Raw genomic sequence first — 19,164 nt, 5'->3', positions numbered from 1 at the left:
CCTACTATTGGACTCGTAACTTTCTTAGTCGGTTGGGTGATTTTTAGGAATGTACTCATAGGAGGTATTGCGATCATCTTATGTCTGATTGGTTTTTCTTCTGATACGATTCGTCAATGGAAAGATAACAGCGCACGTGAAAACTTCAAAGCCGTCGTTTTACTGTTGTTGATTGCGATTCTATTCATTGCCTTTTTTCGGTGATACTTGTATACTCCCTTGAATCATTCGTTGATGCTTGGCTATAGATAAATTGGTTATATTATCAGAATATTGTTATAGTAGACTATATCGGTCCATTACCTGAAGTTGCTATACGAAATAGGTTGCAGTATATGATAGTCCGTGGGTTTTGTTTTGGATAGAACGTAGCTAGGAATCGGAGTGGAGTGGGGATCGTCCCTATCATTTCACGGGGGAGGGAAACTATGCTGAGAGTGAGCGGGTTAAGTAAAAGTTTTGGAGCCATACAGGCAGTGAAGGATGTTTCATTTCACGTAGAAAAAGGTACGACGTTTGCTTTTCTTGGGACCAATGGTGCGGGGAAGTCAACGGTGATTCATATGATCATTGATTTGTTAAAACCGGATGCAGGGAAGATTGCGTTCACTGGCGGTGTACTGCAAGAAGTGACTGGAGTCGTTTTTCAAACGCATCGTTTAGATGAAGAGTTGACAATTGAAGAGAATTTGATGATTCGTGCGAAGTTATACGGCATCCCTAAACAGAAGGCCAAGCAGCGTATCGATGAATTGCTGGCACTTACACATATTTCCACTAAGCGTGATCGAGTGTATGGAAAGTGTTCCGGTGGTGAAAAAAGAAAGACGGACATCATACGCGCGTTACTCCATCGACCGGATTTCTTGATTTTAGATGAACCGACGACGGGATTGGATGCGGAGTCACGGGAAGAAATTTGGGCGTTTTTAAACAAGCTTCAACAAGATCAAGGTCTGACGATTTTTCTAACAACGCATTATATTGAAGAAGCTGAACAGGTGGATTATGTCCTTATCATGCATGAAGGGAAAGTCGAAGTCGAAGGTACGCCAGCTGAATTGAAGGCACAGTATACGAAGATGATTCTTACCCTTCATACGACGGATAAAAAGAAGGTCGCAGATAGTTTGCAGACTACACCTTATGCGTTTGAATGTGACTATGACAAGGTGTTTGTTGAGATTCATAAGAATAAAGATGCGATTGCAATTTTACAGAAAACGGAAGATTTCATAGATGATTTTTCCATTGAGGAAACGAATTTGGAAAATGTATTTTTAGAAGTGACAAAACAAATTAAAACGAGGTTGATCATATGATTACATTAATTAGACGTCATATGAAACTTTTTTTCAAAGATAAAGCGAGTGTGTTCTTTTCGCTTCTCTCGGTATTTATCATTATTGCCCTTTATTTACTCTTTCTATCAGAAAATATGTCTTCAAGCTTGCCAACATTCGATCAACGTGCTGCCTTTGTGTTTTTGTGGATGTTTGCCGGAATTCTAGCCGTTACGACAGCGACAGCCCCATTAGGTGCGCTTGGAAAGTTTATCGAAGATCGAGTCGGTAAGAAAAGCGAAGATCTTTTAATTACGAAAATCAAAAAACGAACGCTTGCTTATTCGTATGTCTTTTATTCCTTTATCATTGGTCTAATTTTTACCGTTTTATTATTTGTGTTCGGTTTTATTTATACGTACGGTAAATTTTCCATTACGTTAGAACTGTCCTTTTCATTGGTTGCGGTCCTTGTGATTAGCACGCTTATGCATACATTATTATTCTATTTGATTACTTCTAGTTTACGAACGATGAGTGCGTTTAGTGGGTTTTCCACGATTGTCGGAACATTGATTGGATTTTTGGCAGGCATTTATATTCCGATCGGTGTGTTACCCATTTATTTGCAAAAGATCATGATTCTTTTCCCAACTACGCAATCTGCTGTGTTATTAAGAGATTTGCTGATGACAGATGTACTGGAACCGATGAAACACCATTTACCAAATGAAGCCTATGAGGAAATTATAAAAACGTTAGGGGTTACGCTGCAGTGGAATGATCAAGTGCTCTCCAACCAATTTTCTTGGATGTATCTACTAGGAGTGACGATTGTTTTAGTCGTTGTCGTATTGGTTAGAAATAGAAATACGTAACGTTTACACGTTGATATGAAGAGAGGAACCCGCCACTGGTTCTTCTTTTTTGTCTCCTAAATTCTTAAACTCCAACCGTTTTTCGACTAATAAAAATGGTAAACTAAAATGAGTATAATAAAAGGGATTAAGGACCAGCGTATAATATTTTGAAGGGAGATAGTGGTATGAGGATAGTATTTTATATTAGCATTTTTATTTCTGGATTAATTACTGCCTTTGCGTTTTTCTATGCACATAGATTAACCGTTACATTTGACCCGACAAATGATTTGTTAGGTGGTGGTAATGGTAATCCGGCTCTGTTTTTTGTTATTGCTCCAGGTCCAGTTATTTTATATTTCTTTTTTTCTATGATTTTTGTATTTGAGAAACTACATAAAAGTCTTACTTTAACAAAGCAGAAATGGTTCACGTATAGTTACTTTCTCATTTTCATGATTATTGGGGCGATTACGTTTTATAAAGCAACGATATACCGAAATTATATTAATTCGAATCACCCATATATGGAGGTAGGACTGCTTAGTCAATTTTCAAACCATATATTCTTTAACGTATGGACATTTATAGCATTGTTATCTTTTATGGGGTTTATATCATATTGGATTAAGAAAAATTGATTAAGAAGTGCGATGAATGAAAACAAGTGTATTTGAAAAAGTTTCGAACTGTTATTTAACAAACCGGCCCGGCTTGTTGAACATGAATATTATTTTACTGTTAGGGAAAAGTACCCTTTAAACAGGGTAGGTGAATAGATGCGAATAGTTTTTATCATCTTTTGTATATTGTTATTGCCAACGGTTGCCAATGGAAATCTACCAACGAGTACAAAAGCGACAAAAGAGAATGTATTAGAGGATGCAACCATTGATCTTTTACAACCCGAAATGTATTCGGCAGTTGATAAGCATTACGGTACAAGATATGAGATAGCATTTATGTGCTTGAAGGTAAATGATATTAAGAAGTTAGAGCATCCGGGTTCATGGTACTTTGAAGTTGAGTTGGAGGGGGTAACCTATACGGGGCCACATACACCTTTGGATATTTTTAATGTTACAGTCGAAAAGTCTGTTCAAACAGAAGGTAAGTGGGTTATGAAGGATTATAAAGTAAGAAAGTTTAATCCAGAGGAAAAATACGAATGTAGAGAACCAGCATAATTTTATTTTCTTATGGTAGTAATGGGTGCATCTTCATCAACTAAAAGGGACGCTAGATGAAGCAGATTAGCGAAAAAAAGGACCTATTTTCAGGTCCTTTTTTCTTTATTAATCTTTTCTCAACTAACAGAGCCTAAATGAATTAGAACTTTTGAAAACCACAACTTTGATATGTAATCACAATTAATAATAGGTTCTTGAGCAAATCAGAATTATTTCAGGGCTTGGCACATGAATACGAAACTTGAAAAATATTCGTTCGGACTAAAAAAATGATACAATAAAATTAACAGATTTCGAGGCTATCGCCATGAATGATGAAACACTTCGGTCGGCTTTTGAAAATTGGGAAGCGTTGAGTGGTACACCCGAAGAATTTCTTGCGTATGAATCTAGAATGAAACGAGTTCTTGATGAAGAAGCGGCTGTTAAAGAGGCAGAACTGCGGTTGCAGGAAGCTGTCCATAAAACAAAGAAACAAATGGTTCGTAATCTTTTAGCAATGGGAATGGAAGTAGAGAAAATTGCTGAGGCTACAGAACTTGATAAACAAGTAGTTCTCGATATCCAAATAGAAATGCGTCACGAGTGAATAGTAAGAAACGTTAGTATGAGGTACCTGTAAAAACAATCGTGAAGGTGTAAACAAACATGAAAACTTTACATACAGGTACCTTACATCTACTTATTAGATCTACCTCATACTCTGTCTAAAAAAACCACATTAAACCACCCATAAGATTTATTACTAACTTGCTCCAATACTTCATCCTACAAGGTATCGGCCCCTTAAATCTCTAAATACATACGATTTCCAGAAGGGTCAAGCGTAATAAAAGCTCCATTTACTTCAGTGACAGATGCATTAATACCCTTCAACTGCGTGATCACACGATTTCTTGCTGCTTCGTCAGGTAAAACGATTGTAAAGTATCCTAGTCCAACACTGTTTTCAAGCGGAGTGGGGGCTCCAACTCCTGCCCAAGTGTTTAAGGCAATATGATGATGGTATTTTCCTGTAGAGATGAAAAGCGCCTGATTACCATACCGATTCACCACTTCAAAACCGAGTCCCTTACTGTAAAACTCTTCAGTCTTTTCTAATTCGGATACATGTAAATGAATATGTCCCATGACTGTCTCGGTTGGCAATCCCTTCCACAACTGCTGGTTCCTTTCAGTGAGAAGTTCTTCAAAATTCAGTGGATCCACTGTCATAGCTACTTCACCGTTATTCCAAGTCCATTCAGAAGGGACGCGATCATTATAGATTTCAATGCCATTACCATCCGGATCTGCTAAATATAACGCCTCACTTACGAGGTGATCCGATGATCCAAACTGGGTTCCTGTTTCCATGAAATGATGTACGATGTCCGCTAAATCAGAGCGAGTAGGTAAGAGAAGGGCAAAATGATATAAGCCCGTCGTTTGCCCTTGTTTAGGAACAACATGTTCTGGTTGCTCAATTGACAACACACTCGTTTTGCCATCTGTTGTTAGTTTAGCTGTCTTATCAGTTCGCTCTAAAATTTGAAAACCAATAATCTCCTGATAAAACGTTAGTGATCGATCTACATCTTGTACCTTAATGTTTACATGACCTACAAACGTGTTTGGTTTGTGATGAAATTTCATATGTATTGCCTCCATTTTTTATCCTTCTTCTGAACGAAAAACTTTATGACCTAACGATAAAGCGGGACTACTTGCAAACAAGACAGCACTAATTCGTGTTCCGATCCCGAGTATCACCAGGATACCACCAATTCATTCTATTAATTCGACGGGACATCAGTTACTTTATGTAAGTAAGTATATAATTCATAGTTTGTTACGTCAAGTAGGTAGATTACATATGGTGTTTTCCGGTTATGTTGTATACTACAAATAGAGGAGTGAGCAAAAATGAAGCAATCCAATATTTGTCCTAGATTTGAAAAAGCCATTTCCCTTTTAAGTCAGCGCTGGACAGCTTTGATCATCTATCAAATGGTATCGGGTCCACATCGATTTTGTAGTCTTCAATCTTCTATCGGAATTAGCGGAAAAGTTTTGTCAGAACGATTAAAAGATCTAGAACTGAAGGGAATTATTAAACGTGATGTTATACCTGAAACACCTGTAATGATTGAGTATTCATTAACGGAAAAAGGGTATGCATTAAAGCCGGTATTGAATGAAATTGAAAACTGGTCTCAGTCATGGGTAGAGGTAAAGAGTGCAGAAGAATAAAATAGCGGAGCCCATGTCTACCCTATGTAAGGTCAAGATGAAATCAGCAAAGTTCACATTAAAACAAGAGGTAAGTAATTATTTTAGGAGGAGACAATATGGAGGTTTTTTCAACATACGTAGCAGGAATCGATAATCCCGATCACCGTGATCGAATAGAAGAAGTTTTGAAGTGGGTGGCTAATGAATTTCCAAATTTAGAACCGGTAATTAAATGGAATACGCCTATGTTTGCTAATCAAGGAACATTTATCATTGGTTTTTCCACAGCAAAGCATCATATGAGCGTTTCACCCGAACTAGCAGGAATTACGCACTTTGCAGATGATATTGCAGACGCTGGCTACAGTGCTACTAAAGGGTTATTTAGAATTAAGTGGAATGAGCCGGTAAATTACGAATTGATTAAGAAAATGATTGAATTTACTATTCAAGATAAAATAGAGTGTAAGACTTTTTGGCGAAAGTAGAAAAAACGCAACAATTACGGTCCGATTGAATAAGAACTGCGCTTCAATCGGGCCATGATTGTTGAAGAAATTTATTAAAAAAGATGAGGTTTGTAAATGAAAACTGTTAGCCGTGAAATACAAGATGTGTCCATTAAATCCTTGGAATCGACTGTAAATAAACTTTCAAATGCGTATAGAAGCATGACCGAAAAAGGTGCAAATACAACACTTGTAGAAAAGAGGCATCATGCCGTAACAATTGGTTTGGAAAGCCTCAAAGGCATTTGGTATGATAAAGATTTTTTCTATGAAGCAGAAATCATACGGACCTCTAAAAATACTCTACAAGGTGTCATTCCATCGATCGAACAACAGTTAGCAAAAGCAAAAGAGGGTAGTTCCCAAAAAACATTAAATGAGCGTCGCTTAACTGCGCTTACACTGGCGATCGAGTCTCTGGAGGAACGTCTTACATAATGTTGTTACGCCTATTTATTATAACTGCAAACAACTTCCGCAACTGCTTTTGCTGCAACTAGTAAGGCATCTTCGTCAATATCCCATTTCGGATGATGGTTAAAATATGCCTTTTCCACGCCTTTCGGTTTGCTACCAATATAGAAGAAGCAAGCCGGGAATTTTTCTGCGTAGTATGAAAAATCTTCTGATCCTGAGAACCGTGGAAATTCAACGATCTTATGAATTTCTGGTTCACTCGAATTTTCAATGGTCTTTACAACATCGGCTGTGATTTCAGGGTCGTTGTAAAGTGAAGGATAATCCGGAACGTACTCTAGTTCGCATGTAACGCCGAATTCTTCCTCAATGCCCTTTACAATTCGATGGACTTCTTTGTCGATCAACTTCTGTGTATCAGCAGTCATATAGCGTACATCACCTTCGATCTCAATAGAATCTTTGATGATGTTAAATTGACCTTTACCATCGAAAGATCCAATGGTTATTACGCCCATGTCAAACGGGTTCAATCGACGGCTAATTATGGTTTGAACGGCTGTCACGAAATGCGCACCCGCTACAATCGCATCATTCGCTAAATGAGGAGACGATCCATGTCCACCGACACCTTGTATCTTTAATTTAAAATAGGAACGGCCTGCCATTGCATAGCCGCTGCAGTAACCTACATCTCCGGCTGGATGTGTAGGGAAAAGATGAGTACCGTATACCACATCCAGGTCGTCAAGGAGTCCGGATTCAACCATACTTTTCGCCCCACCAGGTGGTACTTCCTCCGCGTGCTGATGAATTATTTTATATGTCCCAGACAACTTTGATTTAAGTTGAATCAAGCAATCCGCGAGCACGAGTAAATACGCTGTATGTGCATCATGTCCGCAAGCATGCATTACACCTTCATTTTTCGATTTGAATGGTACATCTGTTTCCTCATGGATGGGTAGTGCGTCAAAGTCTGCACGCAGACCAATTGTTTTACCGGGACGTTCCCCTTTGATCGTAACGATGATCCCGTAGCCATTCCCAACATTCGTATGAATTTCAACATCTTTCCCTTTGTAAAAATCGATAATATATTGTGCTGTCTTTTCCTCTTTAAAGGATAACTCGGGATGTTCATGCAAATAACGTCGGATTTGAATCATTTCTTCTTTTCTATCCTCAAGCATTTTCATAAGTTGGTCTTTCATCATACATCGCTCCTTCGTTTATAAGGTTAACGTAGTGACAGGTACCAAAAAAATCCGGAATTGTTACGGGTTCTGATACCTTAATAGTAGGGCTTTTCTGCTAAAGATGAGTGTGCCTGTGCGAAATTTCACTTTAACACTATTCTGATAATTTTTCACTACCTCAATCCTAATCGATAACCCAACTATTCACCTTTATTCATCTAATAGTATCTTATCATAAAGTTCTGCGGTTGCTAAAATACATATCGAGAATAAACACTTCGTTCAGGAGGCTGAAATCCATACTTTAGAAGCTGAACGTAAAGCGCAAGAAGAGAGAGTGAGAACGGTTTGTAATCTTTTAGCAATGGGAATGGAAGTTGTGAAGGTTGTTGAAGTGATGGAACTGGATAACCAAGTTGTTCTTGATATCCAGGAAGATATGCGCCATGCGTGAAAAAGAAGAACCCCAATCGGTTCTTCTTTTTTAGATTATATTTCAATTCCCTACCAATCTTGCAATCAACAAAAATGGTAAACTAAAGAAAGTACCATACACCAAAACCTACATAGGGAGGTGAACACCATGAAATCAAAACCAATCTACGTAGAAATCCCCATACATGTCCCATTGCAACGCGTATGGGAAGCCTCCCAACAACCCGATCTACATGCCCAATGGGATTTGCGATTTTCTTCTATCCGCTATGTACCAAAGGAAGAGGATGAGCCGCAGCGGTTTACGTATACACGAAATGTTGGCCCGTTCGCAGTAGAGGGATGGGGTGAGAGTAGTGGATCTGCTGATTTGGCTGATGGTTCCCGTAGTTCTTCGTTACACTTCGGCACGGATCAAAAAATCTCGCCGATACGTGAAGGGCGCGGCTATTGGAAGTATGAACCGATGGAAGGTGGCACGAAGTTTTTGACGCAGTATGATTATCAAACGAATTTTGGTAGAGTGGGACGGCTGATTGATAAGGTGTTTCGACCGCTAATGGGCTATGCGACTGCGCTAAGTTTTGATGTGCTGAAACGATGGCTCGAAATGGGAGAAGCCCCGATTTCGCAATATCGACGTTTTTTTACGATGCATTTGCTTACGCTATTCTTTACATTTCTATGGGTGTATCAAGGGCTCGTCCCGAAACTCCTGGCGATGCATCCACAGGAAAAAGCGATGGTGGCGAGCGGCTTGTCTCTTTCAGATTCGGAGGCAATGAATGTAGTGTTCGCGATTGGGCTTGCTGAAGTTTTGTTTGGAGTCGTGTGGTTGTTTTATCGTAGGAAACGACATCTCTTAATCTTACAGATGATTGCGTTTCCGTTATTGACAATTGCAGCATTCGTTGCGGCGCCGGAAACTGCGAATCATCCATTCAATCCCATTACATTTAATGTGTCGTTACTCGTGCTGACTGGCATCGGATTGCTTGTGAGCCGCGATCTTCCGACGGCCGCATCGTGTAAAAGAAAGAGGTGACGTGCTGAATGTCTATTTATAAAAAAGTGTTGGCTGACGATTTTTTCCGTCTTCATCCGATGCTTCAAAAAAGATATGCCTTTGAAGAACCCGTCTTTCGCGCGTCTGGAACGATGAATCGTATTGTGGGTGGTCCGAAATGGCTTACTCCGCTCTTTTTATTTGGGGCTAGACGGAAGTTCATATTTCCGGAAAGCGGAACATTTATTGCGTTTACGATTGTCAATTCATCTTCTGTTAATTTAGCTGGCGTTGAAGAAATTCACTGGGAACGGACGTTTAACTTTCCGAATAAGACACGTTATTTCAATGCGTTGATGAGTTTGGATGAACGACGAATGGTTGTGAAAGATTATCTCGGGGAACCGCCACTAGTGTATTCGGATTTGCAGTTTACTGTCATGAATGGTGGCGCGTTGAAAATTGAGTCGCTCGATCAACGGTTAGTCATTGGAAAGCTAGAGATCCCGTTGCCAACATTTCTGCAAGGGTTGGCGACGGTAGTGGAATCGTATGATGAGCTGCGCGGGGTCTACCGAATCCATGTCGATGTAAAGAACCCATTACTCGGTACGGTATTTTCATACGAAGGGGAGTTTACGGCCGATGCGTAAGTTTGTCATCATTCATGTGCTGTTGTTTCTAACAGCACTTGCTTTTAGTGATACCCCGTGGCCTTATGGTTTGTTGTTGGTGGCGCAACTTGTCTATATTCCCGTTCTATTGCGACTTGTTTGTACGGACCGCGATTGGTTTTGGACGTACTATCCGTATGTTGCCATTCCTGCGTATACTTCAGTTGTGCTCGCGCAAGTAGTGCCGACTGCATGGGATGGTTGGATGGCTTCATTCTATGGACTGTTTACACTATACGTGGCTCTTTACGGAATCGCGCGTTTTCTTCGACGTGGCTTTACGAATCTAGAAGAGTTTGCAATTGATCTTGGACTTGTCTACTTAGCAATGGCAGGCGGCTGGTACGTTGCTTTTGTTGCGGCTATTGATTTAGGATTTAGTCCGTTACTTACGTGGTTGACTGCCATTCATTTTCATTATTCAGCTTTTATCTTGCCGATATTTATAGGATGGATCGGTCGTTTACATAGTTCACGTGTGTACCGGTGGGCTGTGGCGGCATTGCTTGCGTCCCCGATGATTGTGGCGGTCGGAATTACGTTTTCGCGCTGGATTGAAATCCTCTCCGTTTTGCTTTATATGTACGGTATTTGCGTGATTATTTGGATTGTGTGGCGAACCTTTTTTGCTAGTCGTTTGCAGAAGTGGTTGTTGCGCCTAGCGTTTAGTGCACTAGCTGTGACGATTACGTTTTCGATGCTGTATGTACTGAGTAATGGATTTGGTCTTTTTTCGGTGACGATTGATTTCATGCTTCGTTTTCATGGCGTGTTGAATTGCGTCATATTTGCTTTAGTCGGCTTAATCGGCTGGTCATTTAGTGTCCCATCAGCGCGTTATGCACCACCCACATTTCCGAGAAGCCAAATACGCGGACGACAAGTGGCGGATGAAATCGGCCAGGTCGGTAAGCATCGTGGGTTGTCTGATGACTTGACGGTGTACGGACTATCCTCTGCATCGGTCTCTCCTTTAATTATACGCTTCTATGAACAGACGACGGATTTCAGGTTGTCTGCTTCGGTCCACTGGCATCGTTGGTTTAAGCCGTTTGCCTTTGTTTATTCATTCATCAGTCAACGCATGCAGCAAATTAATTTGCCACTACGTTCGGAAACAGTCGACATGACGGGGAATATTTACACGCTTGATGAAGGCTTAGATGATCGAGAACAGGTGCGCGTGTGGGAGAGGAAAGTCGGACAACAGACGATTTTCACCGCTCTTTATTCGCAGCATGAAACGAATGAACGCATGTATATGAATATTGCATTGCCGTTGCCTTATTCGACGATGACAGGGGTTTTGGAATTGCACGCAGTCAATCAAGGGTTACGATTGACAAGTAAGCGTACGGATCTAGCTTCAGATGCAGGCGTGTATTTGTCGTTTAACAACAAAGGGTTATTTACATTACCTTTGCAAGAAACTTTTTTCATTGAGCAAACCGGAGACCGTATTTTACAAGCCACACATCACATGTGGATAGGTTCGCTTCCTTTTTTAACGATTGATTATTTAATTGTGTATGAAGGAGAAGATGTGGAGGATAGGTAATTCGGAGGTCCCTTCAATAAGAAGGATAAGTGAATTTAGAAATGAAGGGGATTAGGGTAAGGTGCCTGAGCGAAAAAAATCATGATTCAAAAAAATTTAACAATCATGATCGTTTCACGCGTAGGTACCTTCCGTCATATCCATTTGTATAAAAACGAACCTATATATCAAGAACAAATAGGTATAATTTACAATCGGATATTGTCCCTTAATATACCGAAATTAGGTATAAAAACTAGTTATGTCAGGCTTTTTTCAGTTCGTTTTTTAACAGATTCTCCGGCAATACCCCAATCTTCAGGTCGCATTTCTTCAAGTTGAACACGCACCGTTTCTACATCCTGCTCCAAAATACCAGCGATTAAATCAGTTACCTCTTTGATCATAATTTCTTTTTTTTCGGGAGTGCAACGCTCCTCAATCATTTTAATGTGGACAAATGGCATACTAAACAGCTCCTTTTGATTTTTGGTGAACACTTCATTACATAATTCTTTGTATTACAATTATCAGGGTACACAAAACATTCTAAGTTGTCAAACTATTATTAAGGTCATATGGATTGTCTTGTAACAAAATAAGAGCATGTGCAAAGTTCTTAAACAATTTGCACATGCTCTGGCTATGTTGTCCTATTCGGATACATTAGATAAATAATCTAATCCTACTTGGTACACATTGCGGGGGCGTCCTCTCGTTGCGGGCGCTTCCTGTCCAATGACTTTTGCGATACCAGCATTCGTCAGGTTATTAAGTAGTCGGCGAGCATTACGTTCGGTCATTTTCAACCATTCAGCAATATCTGCTGCAGTGATTGCGTGTTTGCCCAAGTTTCGTTGAACAGACATAATTTTATTGAAGGAGGTAATAGAAACACCGCACTCTTTTAGTCTATTGCCGATATCTTCATCTTCATTCCTGAACTCAAAAGAAATACTTTTAGATTTATTAAGTGGTCCTTTTACCATTCCGTTATTTTCGACCAAAAAGGCACTATTCGAATTATAGTTTTGTGCATGCAATAACGCTAATCTTGCGTTTTCTTCAGCGGCTAAAGCGGAGTCACCAAAGCCTATTCCAATATTCGATGGAAAATCTGTAATTAAGGATAAACTGTCCAACAGTCGTACACTTTGATCACCCGCATTTCGCAGGGAACCTCTAGTAGAAAATATAATAAACGTCCCAGTACCAATGGATAAAAATGAGCCGGATATAGATTCAGTGAATGTTAGAATCGCTGATTGCAATTCTAAATTCAAACGATGTATATCATAAGAAAATGAATGGGGCTTCTCAATTTTATTAATATTATCAATTGATATTAACATTACTGTTAACTGAGATTGTTTAAAATGGAGGGCTTCCCATTGCTGTAATGCAGATTTAAATGTTGTTCGAACGTTTGCCAAAGTAGGCGTAACTCTGTATACAGGAATCCCTTTGGAAGTCAATGCTTCATAGACATCACTCAAACAAGTTACACAAACGGATACTTTGCCCTCGTTGTAGAGCGTTGAATGAAATGCCGTGATCTGATCGATAGGTGTAACTCCGCGGTATTCATAACGATGGCATTGTTCATATGAAATATTTAAGGAGCGGTATGTCTCAGAGATATCACGCTCTTCCAACATATCAAAACTAACGTTACGTAAATCGTTTTTACTTTTATAAACGATATTCAATAGTGTTTTTGTTAAACTAGAACCATTCAAACGTAAATAGAAAAAGAGCTGATTAGATGTACTTTTTTTTGCGAGAGAATAGGGTGTAAGTCCAGAAAAAATCCAAATATCAATAATATGTTGGTTTTTTTCTACGATTTCTGTTGTTTCAATCGCATTGTTATACCCAAAACAAACAGGGATCATCTGATCCTCAAATTCCTTCGCGATGTCCGTCATAACTTTTACACTGTCTTTAGGTCCGACAATTCCTACTCTAGTTTTCATAGTAATTCACCTCTGTTTGACGGTGCTAATGAAGTATCGAATTGCGTGATACAATGTACTAATGTTTTTACAGCTAATGGTATGACTTCTTCATCAATATCGAACTTTTCATTATGATGACCTGCACTCAGTGTCGTCCCAAACACTACATAAGCAGCCTGCCCACCGTTTTCTTTAACCCGTGACATCATATAGGTAGCATCTTCAGAGCCACCAGAAGTAAAAGTACTCGTGATTTTTTGGATACCTTTCACGGTTTTAGCTTTCTTTCGTAAGACTGCTACTAAATGTTCACTAGGTGTACATGTTGGTGCTGACCCGACTTCTTCTATATTCGTTTCGACCTCATACATATCTCCGGCAGCCTGCACGATTTTTCTCATGCGTTCATACATATATTCATTTATTTCTGTTGTTGCGCCACGAGTTTCTACTTGAAGGTCTGCCTTATTTGGAATAATATTGCGTCCGGTGCCTGCGTGTAAAACCCCAACATTGATTCGTGATTCTCCTGAACTGTGGGGAGAGATGGCATGCATATTTAAGGTCGCTGTTGCTGCGGCTAATAAAGCATTTTTGCCTTCTTCAGGATTTGCTCCAGCATGTGCGGCTTTTCCTAGAAAACTAACATTCAATTTTGTAGTGGCTAGAAATCCTAGATCACTGCAAACGAATTCACCTAGTTCAGCACCAAGACCAATATGTTGGGAAATGAAAATATCTACGTCGTCAACAACTCCAGCTTCAACCATCGACTTTGCTCCACGAACTCCTTCTTCAGCAGGTTGAAAAATAAGTTTAAATTTACCGTTCAAACTAGTCTTTAATTCGGCTAAAAGGGAAGCGATGCCAAGTCCTATTGCCATATGTGCATCATGACCGCACGCATGCATCATTCGGTTGTTAACGGAAGTGAACTTTTCCTTTACTGGAAAATGACTTTCATCAAAGGACTCTTGCAGGTCTAGGGCATCCATATCAAAACGTAATCCAATGGTTGGACCCGGCCTACCTGTATCTAAAGTGCCGACAACGCCAGTAAAGCCAAAGCGTAATTGTGAAACCCATTCTGTATCAGCCCCTTGTTGAAGGGCTCGATCAAATTGTTGTTCCAAATAGGCTTGGTCAGGAACGCCCATTCGTGTACTTTCATCCATTACCTCACGTCCTGCACGTACTTCATACCCCCAAGTAGATAGTCGTGAGGCAATCAGAGAAGCTGTCCGAAATTCAACCCATCCAGCTTCGGCGTATGTATGGAAATCACGACGCCATTCAATCAATAGATCCTTTATGTCCTCAACCATTTCCGAAAGTCGATTATTCATAGATACCCTCCATTCATCATTTGCAAGCAATCCGTATCCATTTTTTTACTATTATTTAAGGTGAATTCCTTAATAGTTGTAAAAAGGACATTCGCATTACTACAAGAATACACGTAAGATACTATAAGAATCAAATGAAAATAATTACTTGGACTAGTCTGTTAAGGGGAAAAAGAATTGTTGGTAACTGTATGTTTATTTGTATTAATATAATTTTCTTAATTATGTGAAAAGTTGTTGACAATTAAAAATAGTATTGTATATTAGTAACAAGAGAGTTCAGTGACTGGTATTTATTCAATTGGCCAGTTTAAAAGTTCTCTATTTTATGACCATTATACGGTCTACTTAAGGACATTGGCTTTTAAGGGGTGAATGTATACTAGTCAAAACTCATTGTGTCATATGATATTATTTACAATTGTAAATAGAATCGTTTGAATTATCCTATTGATTTTGGGAATAAATGAAACCGTTTTCAAATAAGCTCGCTATTAGTGGAATCTAAAAGTAAAAAAACTAAAATAACTGTTGACAATATTTTAAGTAATCAGTATATTATTTTTAAGGCGTTATACGGTAATTATTCCACATTGAGGAAACCCGATCCGCTTTACTTTTAAAGAGAGATGTAGACTTTATATTTTTTTAGCCAATAAAGGACTAATTAAGGATTATGTCCGTATATTAGTTTAGGAGGGATTAAGATGGGAACAAAAATTAGTGGAAACGGAAAGCTAGAAAAGGTCGATAACTTAGTCTTTCGGGACGTGATCGGACATTTTACTAGCGGTGTTACGGTAATTACAACGAAGCATGAAGGGGTCAATTACGGGGTGACAGCAAGTGCGGTTTCCTCATTATCGGTTGATCCTCCCATGTTGTTAGTTTGTATCAACCAAGCGACTGGAACTTGTAATGCAATTTCGGAAGCAAAGGTTTTTGGTGTGAACATACTGCATGAAGATCAGGGAGACATTGCATTACAGTTTGCTAGACCGTCATCAGACAAATTCAAAGGTATTGAAACGGTTGAAGGAAAACTGGGTGAGCCAATTTTAAAAGATACACTTGCTCATCTGGAGTGCAGGGTCGTACAAGAAGTGACAGGCGGTACACATTCTGTGTTCCTCGCAGAAGTTATACATGCAGATTCTGAAGAACGTAATCCATTAACCTACTACCGTGGAAAGTTCGGGCGCTTCATTTCACACAATGATGAAATGGTTTATTTAGATCTACGAAGTAAAGTGTTAAAAAGAGATTTCCAACTAAAGGAGCCATTCAGTGTTGCGAGTTTGACAGAAACATTAGAAGTTCCAAGACAAGTAATCTATTACGCCCTTACCAAATTAGAAGGCGAAGGATTAATTAAACGAAGTGAAACTGGCGATTTCTCCGTTACTCCGCTCAGTATTGAGATGTTAACGGAAGCTTTGGAAACACGTTGTGCACTAGAAGTTGCGGCGATTGAAAAGACAGTTGGCAATCTAACTACTAAGGAACTGTCTGATTTCAGAAGTCGTGTAGAAGAAACGTTAGCAGATAAAGAAAATGGGATTACAGATATTGACAAATATATCGAGGCGAATATTTCGCTCCATGATTATACGATTGCTTTAACGAATAATGCTACTTTGCTAGACTCCTATCGTCGCCTGACGGCTGAAGCGGTTATGAGCAGTGCTTTGCGAGTAGCATTTGAAGAAAATAGTAGTACTGCACGAGAAGAGCTGAATAAACTGGCCGATGATCATGTAGCGTTATTGAAAGCGTATGAAGCAGGAGATAAGGAAGCAGCTAAATCTATTGTCAAACAGCATACAGAAGAAGCAAAAAAACTAGGTAAATACATTATTAGTCACGCAGGTGGCAGTATTTAATTACACTTTAAAATCAGATACCCAGGGAGGAATTTAAATGGCTTTATTAACAGGAGACGATTACCGCAGATCACTTAATGATGGCAGAGAAGTATATATTGACGGAGAAAGAGTATATGACATTGCAAATCATCCGGCATTCAAGCCAATCATCGATGTAAAAGCGCGTATGTATGATATGAACCATGAAGCGAAGTACAAGGACAAATTGACTGTTAAGCTTTCAGATGGTGATGAAATTTGCCGTGCATTTAAACTACCAAAAACAAAGGATGATCTAAAAGGTATTCGTACGTATGTAGAAACCGTTTTGGACGATCTTGGTGGTGTTGTCTACCGTGTAGGGGATGAAACAATTGGTGAAATGTGGTCACTATATGACGCACAAGACCGTTTGAATGAAATTGACCCGACTTATGCACAAAATATTAAACATCATGTTGCGCGTGTGGCGAAAGAAGATTTATTCCACGTTTCAGCCAACACGGACCCAAAAGGAGACCGCAGTAAGTTAATCAACGGTGAAGATGGTGGAACACTTCTCCATATCGTAGCTGAAAATGATAAAGGAATTGTCGTGCGTGGTGCAAAGTTTGAAACAGCCGCTGCTTATGCACACCAAGCATTCGTAAAACCGACGATTTCCAACTGGTCAAATTCCAGTGTCAATATGGAAAACTATGCAGTTGGATTCATTTGTGATATGGGATCCCCAGGTTTGAAACATATTTGCCGATCTCCTGTTGGAGCTGGAAAAGATCCAGTAAACTATCCATTGTCTAGTAAGTTTGAAGAGATTGATACGTTGTTGATTTTTGATGACGTGCTAATACCTTGGGAGAATGTGTTATTCCACCGTAATTTGGAGTCAGCGAAATATATTCGTGAAACGGTACACCGTTATTCTTCTTACAACTATGTACTACGAATTTTAAGAAGAGCGGATTATCTAATTGGTGCTGCATTACTAAATGTCGAACAAACGGGTCTGACGAAGATCCCCGCAGTTCAGCAAAAACTTTCCGAGCTGATCAACTATCGTGAAACGATTAATGCCCACCTGACAGCTGCTGTTTCGGAAGCACAATTATCATCAGGCGGATTAATGATGCCAAACCAGTCTCTTCTATATACAGGTCGTGTGTTTGCACTAAAACATTTCCCTGAAATGGCCCATTTGGCACGTGAGTTGGTAGGTGGACAATTGGCTGTGACACCTGACATGGAAACTATGAAGGATCCACAAATCAAGGAATATATTGATAGATTTTATTCTGTTGGTGAGTGGAGTGCAGAAGAACGTGCGAAATTGCTTTACTTTGCACGAGACATGCTGAACTCGTCCTATGCAGGTCACCAAATTACATTTGAATTGTTTGCACAAAGTCCGCCATTCGCGCAACATGCAGCCGTCTTTAACAATTACGATTTGACTCCAAATCGTGAAATGGTGATGAAAGCAGCGAACCTATCGTCTTCATTAGTACTCCAACCCTAATGATATGCTGTCCCGCGAGTGTGGGACAGCACAACTAGTGTAAGAAAAACTAAAGGGAAGAGGTGTCATACATGCAAGTTCATAAATCCAAAACATTAAAGCTTTCGGAGTGTGTCCTAACTATCGGTGCGTTAGATGGACTACATATTGGCCACCAAACATTAGTGAAGCAAGCTCGTAAGCAGGCTGTGGAATTGGGTGTGCCACTTGTCGTGTATACATTCGACCCGCCGCCAAAAGTTTTCTTCCAGCATGTGAAATTACTAACTTCACTGCCTGAGAAATTAGCAATGCTTGAAAAGTTGGGTGTAGATCACGTGGTTGTTGCGCAATTCAATGCGGATTATATATCACAGGGTGTTGAGCGATTTCTACAGGAATTGATAAATTTAAATCCAGTGGAAATTTTCGAGGGGCATGATTTTCGTTTTGGAAGAGGACGTGAAGGTGATGTGAATACATTACGAAAGTATTTTGAAGTGTTCATTTTGGATCCGGTGCTGTGTAGTGCAGGAAAAACCATTTCATCTACACGTATTCGTGAATTATTCTTAAAAGGAGAAGTTGATGAAGCCAATCGGTTACTAGGGTGGAATCATCTTAAGCCAATTGTTCAACAGAACGAGAAAAGATTAGTTACAAATACCTTAAAAAGTGGAGGAAGATACAAATGACAATTTATGAAGATACAAAAAAAGTGGAGATCCAACGTTTCAGAAAGTTTAAAACGGATGAATATTATCCTTCAGATCTAGGAAAGCCTGAACACCATATTGTCAATGAGCTAAGTATGGCTGTCCGCGCAGGTAATCGTATTTTTCTTCGTGGTCAAACAGGCTTCGATTTAGAAGGTAACTTCCACGGCATTGATGATGTAGCTGCACAGACAGATATGGCTTGCCGCTGTGTAAAGCAGTTAATTGAAGAGGCCGGTGGATCGGTTAAGGATATTTGTAAAATGACAGTTTATATTTTGAAGCGTGAGGACCGCAGCAAAGTATATCCGGTCATCGCTGAGCATTTCAAAGATGTCTATCCATGTAGTACGGGACTTATTGTTAGCGGATTTGCAATGCCGGAAATGTTGATGGAAATTGACGTTGAAGCAGTTATTAGCGAATAAATAATAGGCAAGAAAACTATTGAACAAGATGT

The 19,164-nt window shown here is 39.6% G+C and carries 21 protein-coding genes; 16 read left to right on the top strand and 5 right to left on the bottom strand.

The annotated features are described in order from the left end of the window. From CSV79_RS16805 to CSV79_RS08650, 6 genes are all read left to right on the top strand, one after another. A partial coding sequence (locus tag CSV79_RS16805; protein ID WP_158232499.1) for a hypothetical protein occupies window positions 1-204 on the top strand: 204 nt, incomplete at its 5' end. A 224-nt stretch (window positions 205-428) separates the two neighbouring features. Further along, window positions 429-1,322 carry an ABC transporter ATP-binding protein gene (locus CSV79_RS08670; RefSeq protein ID WP_099688650.1) on the top strand — a complete coding sequence of 298 codons (894 nt, stop codon included), beginning with the start codon at window positions 429-431 and terminating at the stop codon, window positions 1,320-1,322. Next, entirely contained in the window at window positions 1,319-2,161 is an 843-nt protein-coding gene (locus CSV79_RS08665) for an ABC transporter permease (RefSeq protein ID WP_099688649.1), read from the top strand. The genes CSV79_RS08670 and CSV79_RS08665 overlap by 4 nt, the downstream gene beginning before the upstream one ends. A gap of 167 nt (window positions 2,162-2,328) precedes the next feature. Beyond that, a complete protein-coding gene (locus CSV79_RS08660) occupies window positions 2,329-2,784 on the top strand; it encodes a hypothetical protein (RefSeq protein WP_099688648.1) in 456 nt (151 codons plus the stop codon). 138 nt (window positions 2,785-2,922) lie between these two features. Then, complete coding sequence (locus CSV79_RS08655) at window positions 2,923-3,330, top strand: DUF3888 domain-containing protein (protein ID WP_099688647.1); 408 nt, start codon at window positions 2,923-2,925, stop codon at window positions 3,328-3,330. Window positions 3,331-3,640: 310 nt separating this feature from the next. Beyond that, window positions 3,641-3,922: a hypothetical protein gene (locus CSV79_RS08650; protein ID WP_099688646.1), complete on the top strand. Its 282-nt coding sequence runs from the start codon at window positions 3,641-3,643 to the stop codon at window positions 3,920-3,922. Window positions 3,923-4,119: 197 nt separating this feature from the next. On the opposite strand, the gene CSV79_RS08645 is transcribed toward CSV79_RS08650, so the two are convergent. Further along, window positions 4,120-4,968, bottom strand: a complete 849-nt coding sequence (locus CSV79_RS08645) for a VOC family protein (RefSeq protein ID WP_099688645.1) — start codon at window positions 4,966-4,968, stop codon at window positions 4,120-4,122. Between the two features lie 270 nt (window positions 4,969-5,238). Here CSV79_RS08645 and CSV79_RS08640 point away from each other — a divergent pair, with 270 nt between their 5' ends. From CSV79_RS08640 to CSV79_RS08630, 3 genes are all read left to right on the top strand, one after another. Further along, window positions 5,239-5,565 (top strand): winged helix-turn-helix transcriptional regulator, encoded by a 327-nt coding sequence (locus CSV79_RS08640; protein ID WP_099688644.1) that lies wholly within the window; start codon window positions 5,239-5,241, stop codon window positions 5,563-5,565. Window positions 5,566-5,663: 98 nt separating this feature from the next. Next, the gene (locus tag CSV79_RS08635) at window positions 5,664-6,035 is read left to right on the top strand and encodes an iron chaperone (RefSeq protein WP_099688643.1); all 372 of its coding nucleotides are present in this window, start codon (window positions 5,664-5,666) and stop codon (window positions 6,033-6,035) included. 96 nt (window positions 6,036-6,131) lie between these two features. Beyond that, window positions 6,132-6,494, top strand: a complete 363-nt coding sequence (locus tag CSV79_RS08630; RefSeq protein WP_099688642.1) for a hypothetical protein — start codon at window positions 6,132-6,134, stop codon at window positions 6,492-6,494. Between the two features lie 11 nt (window positions 6,495-6,505). Here CSV79_RS08630 and CSV79_RS08625 read toward each other — a convergent pair whose 3' ends face one another. Then, complete coding sequence (locus CSV79_RS08625; RefSeq protein ID WP_099688641.1) at window positions 6,506-7,687, bottom strand: amidohydrolase; 1,182 nt, start codon at window positions 7,685-7,687, stop codon at window positions 6,506-6,508. Between the two features lie 568 nt (window positions 7,688-8,255). Between CSV79_RS08625 and CSV79_RS08620 the strand changes: the two genes are divergently transcribed. Genes CSV79_RS08620 through CSV79_RS08610 form a run of 3 tightly spaced genes read left to right on the top strand, consistent with a single transcriptional unit; the run spans window position 8,256 to window position 11,345 of the window. Continuing rightward, window positions 8,256-9,152 (top strand): DoxX-like family protein, encoded by an 897-nt coding sequence (locus tag CSV79_RS08620; protein ID WP_099688640.1) that lies wholly within the window; start codon window positions 8,256-8,258, stop codon window positions 9,150-9,152. Between the two features lie 8 nt (window positions 9,153-9,160). Then, complete coding sequence (locus CSV79_RS08615) at window positions 9,161-9,766, top strand: DUF4166 domain-containing protein (protein WP_099688639.1); 606 nt, start codon at window positions 9,161-9,163, stop codon at window positions 9,764-9,766. After that, the gene (locus CSV79_RS08610; protein WP_099688638.1) at window positions 9,759-11,345 is read left to right on the top strand and encodes a YndJ family protein; all 1,587 of its coding nucleotides are present in this window, start codon (window positions 9,759-9,761) and stop codon (window positions 11,343-11,345) included. The genes CSV79_RS08615 and CSV79_RS08610 overlap by 8 nt, the downstream gene beginning before the upstream one ends. A 239-nt stretch (window positions 11,346-11,584) precedes the next feature. On the opposite strand, the gene CSV79_RS08605 is transcribed toward CSV79_RS08610, so the two are convergent. The 3 genes from CSV79_RS08605 to CSV79_RS08595 all read right to left on the bottom strand — a co-directional run bounded on the left by CSV79_RS08605 (window position 11,585) and on the right by CSV79_RS08595 (window position 14,628). Beyond that, on the bottom strand, window positions 11,585-11,791 hold the full coding sequence (locus CSV79_RS08605) for a tautomerase family protein (protein ID WP_199171895.1): 207 nt from the start codon (window positions 11,789-11,791) through the stop codon (window positions 11,585-11,587). Between the two features lie 186 nt (window positions 11,792-11,977). Beyond that, a complete protein-coding gene (locus CSV79_RS08600) occupies window positions 11,978-13,300 on the bottom strand; it encodes a helix-turn-helix domain-containing protein (RefSeq protein ID WP_099688637.1) in 1,323 nt (440 codons plus the stop codon). Beyond that, complete coding sequence (locus CSV79_RS08595; RefSeq protein WP_099688636.1) at window positions 13,297-14,628, bottom strand: amidohydrolase; 1,332 nt, start codon at window positions 14,626-14,628, stop codon at window positions 13,297-13,299. Before CSV79_RS08595 ends, CSV79_RS08600 begins: the two co-directional genes overlap by 4 nt. A gap of 707 nt (window positions 14,629-15,335) precedes the next feature. Here CSV79_RS08595 and CSV79_RS08590 point away from each other — a divergent pair. From CSV79_RS08590 to CSV79_RS08575, 4 genes are all read left to right on the top strand, one after another. Continuing rightward, entirely contained in the window at window positions 15,336-16,511 is a 1,176-nt protein-coding gene (locus CSV79_RS08590) for a flavin reductase (RefSeq protein ID WP_099688635.1), read from the top strand. Between the two features lie 37 nt (window positions 16,512-16,548). Continuing rightward, window positions 16,549-18,009 (top strand): 4-hydroxyphenylacetate 3-hydroxylase family protein, encoded by a 1,461-nt coding sequence (locus tag CSV79_RS08585; RefSeq protein WP_099688634.1) that lies wholly within the window; start codon window positions 16,549-16,551, stop codon window positions 18,007-18,009. A gap of 71 nt (window positions 18,010-18,080) precedes the next feature. Next, window positions 18,081-18,683, top strand: coding sequence for an FAD synthetase (locus tag CSV79_RS08580; RefSeq protein WP_099688633.1), 603 nt, complete (start codon window positions 18,081-18,083; stop codon window positions 18,681-18,683). After that, entirely contained in the window at window positions 18,680-19,132 is a 453-nt protein-coding gene (locus CSV79_RS08575) for a RidA family protein (RefSeq protein ID WP_099688632.1), read from the top strand. Before CSV79_RS08580 ends, CSV79_RS08575 begins: the two co-directional genes overlap by 4 nt. The last annotated feature ends 32 nt before the right edge of the window (window positions 19,133-19,164 follow it).

Origin of the sequence: Sporosarcina sp. P13, from assembly GCF_002743055.1 — a bacterium.
GTDB lineage: Bacteria > Bacillota > Bacilli > Bacillales_A > Planococcaceae > Sporosarcina.
This window is presented reverse-complemented; position numbering and strand designations above follow the sequence as displayed.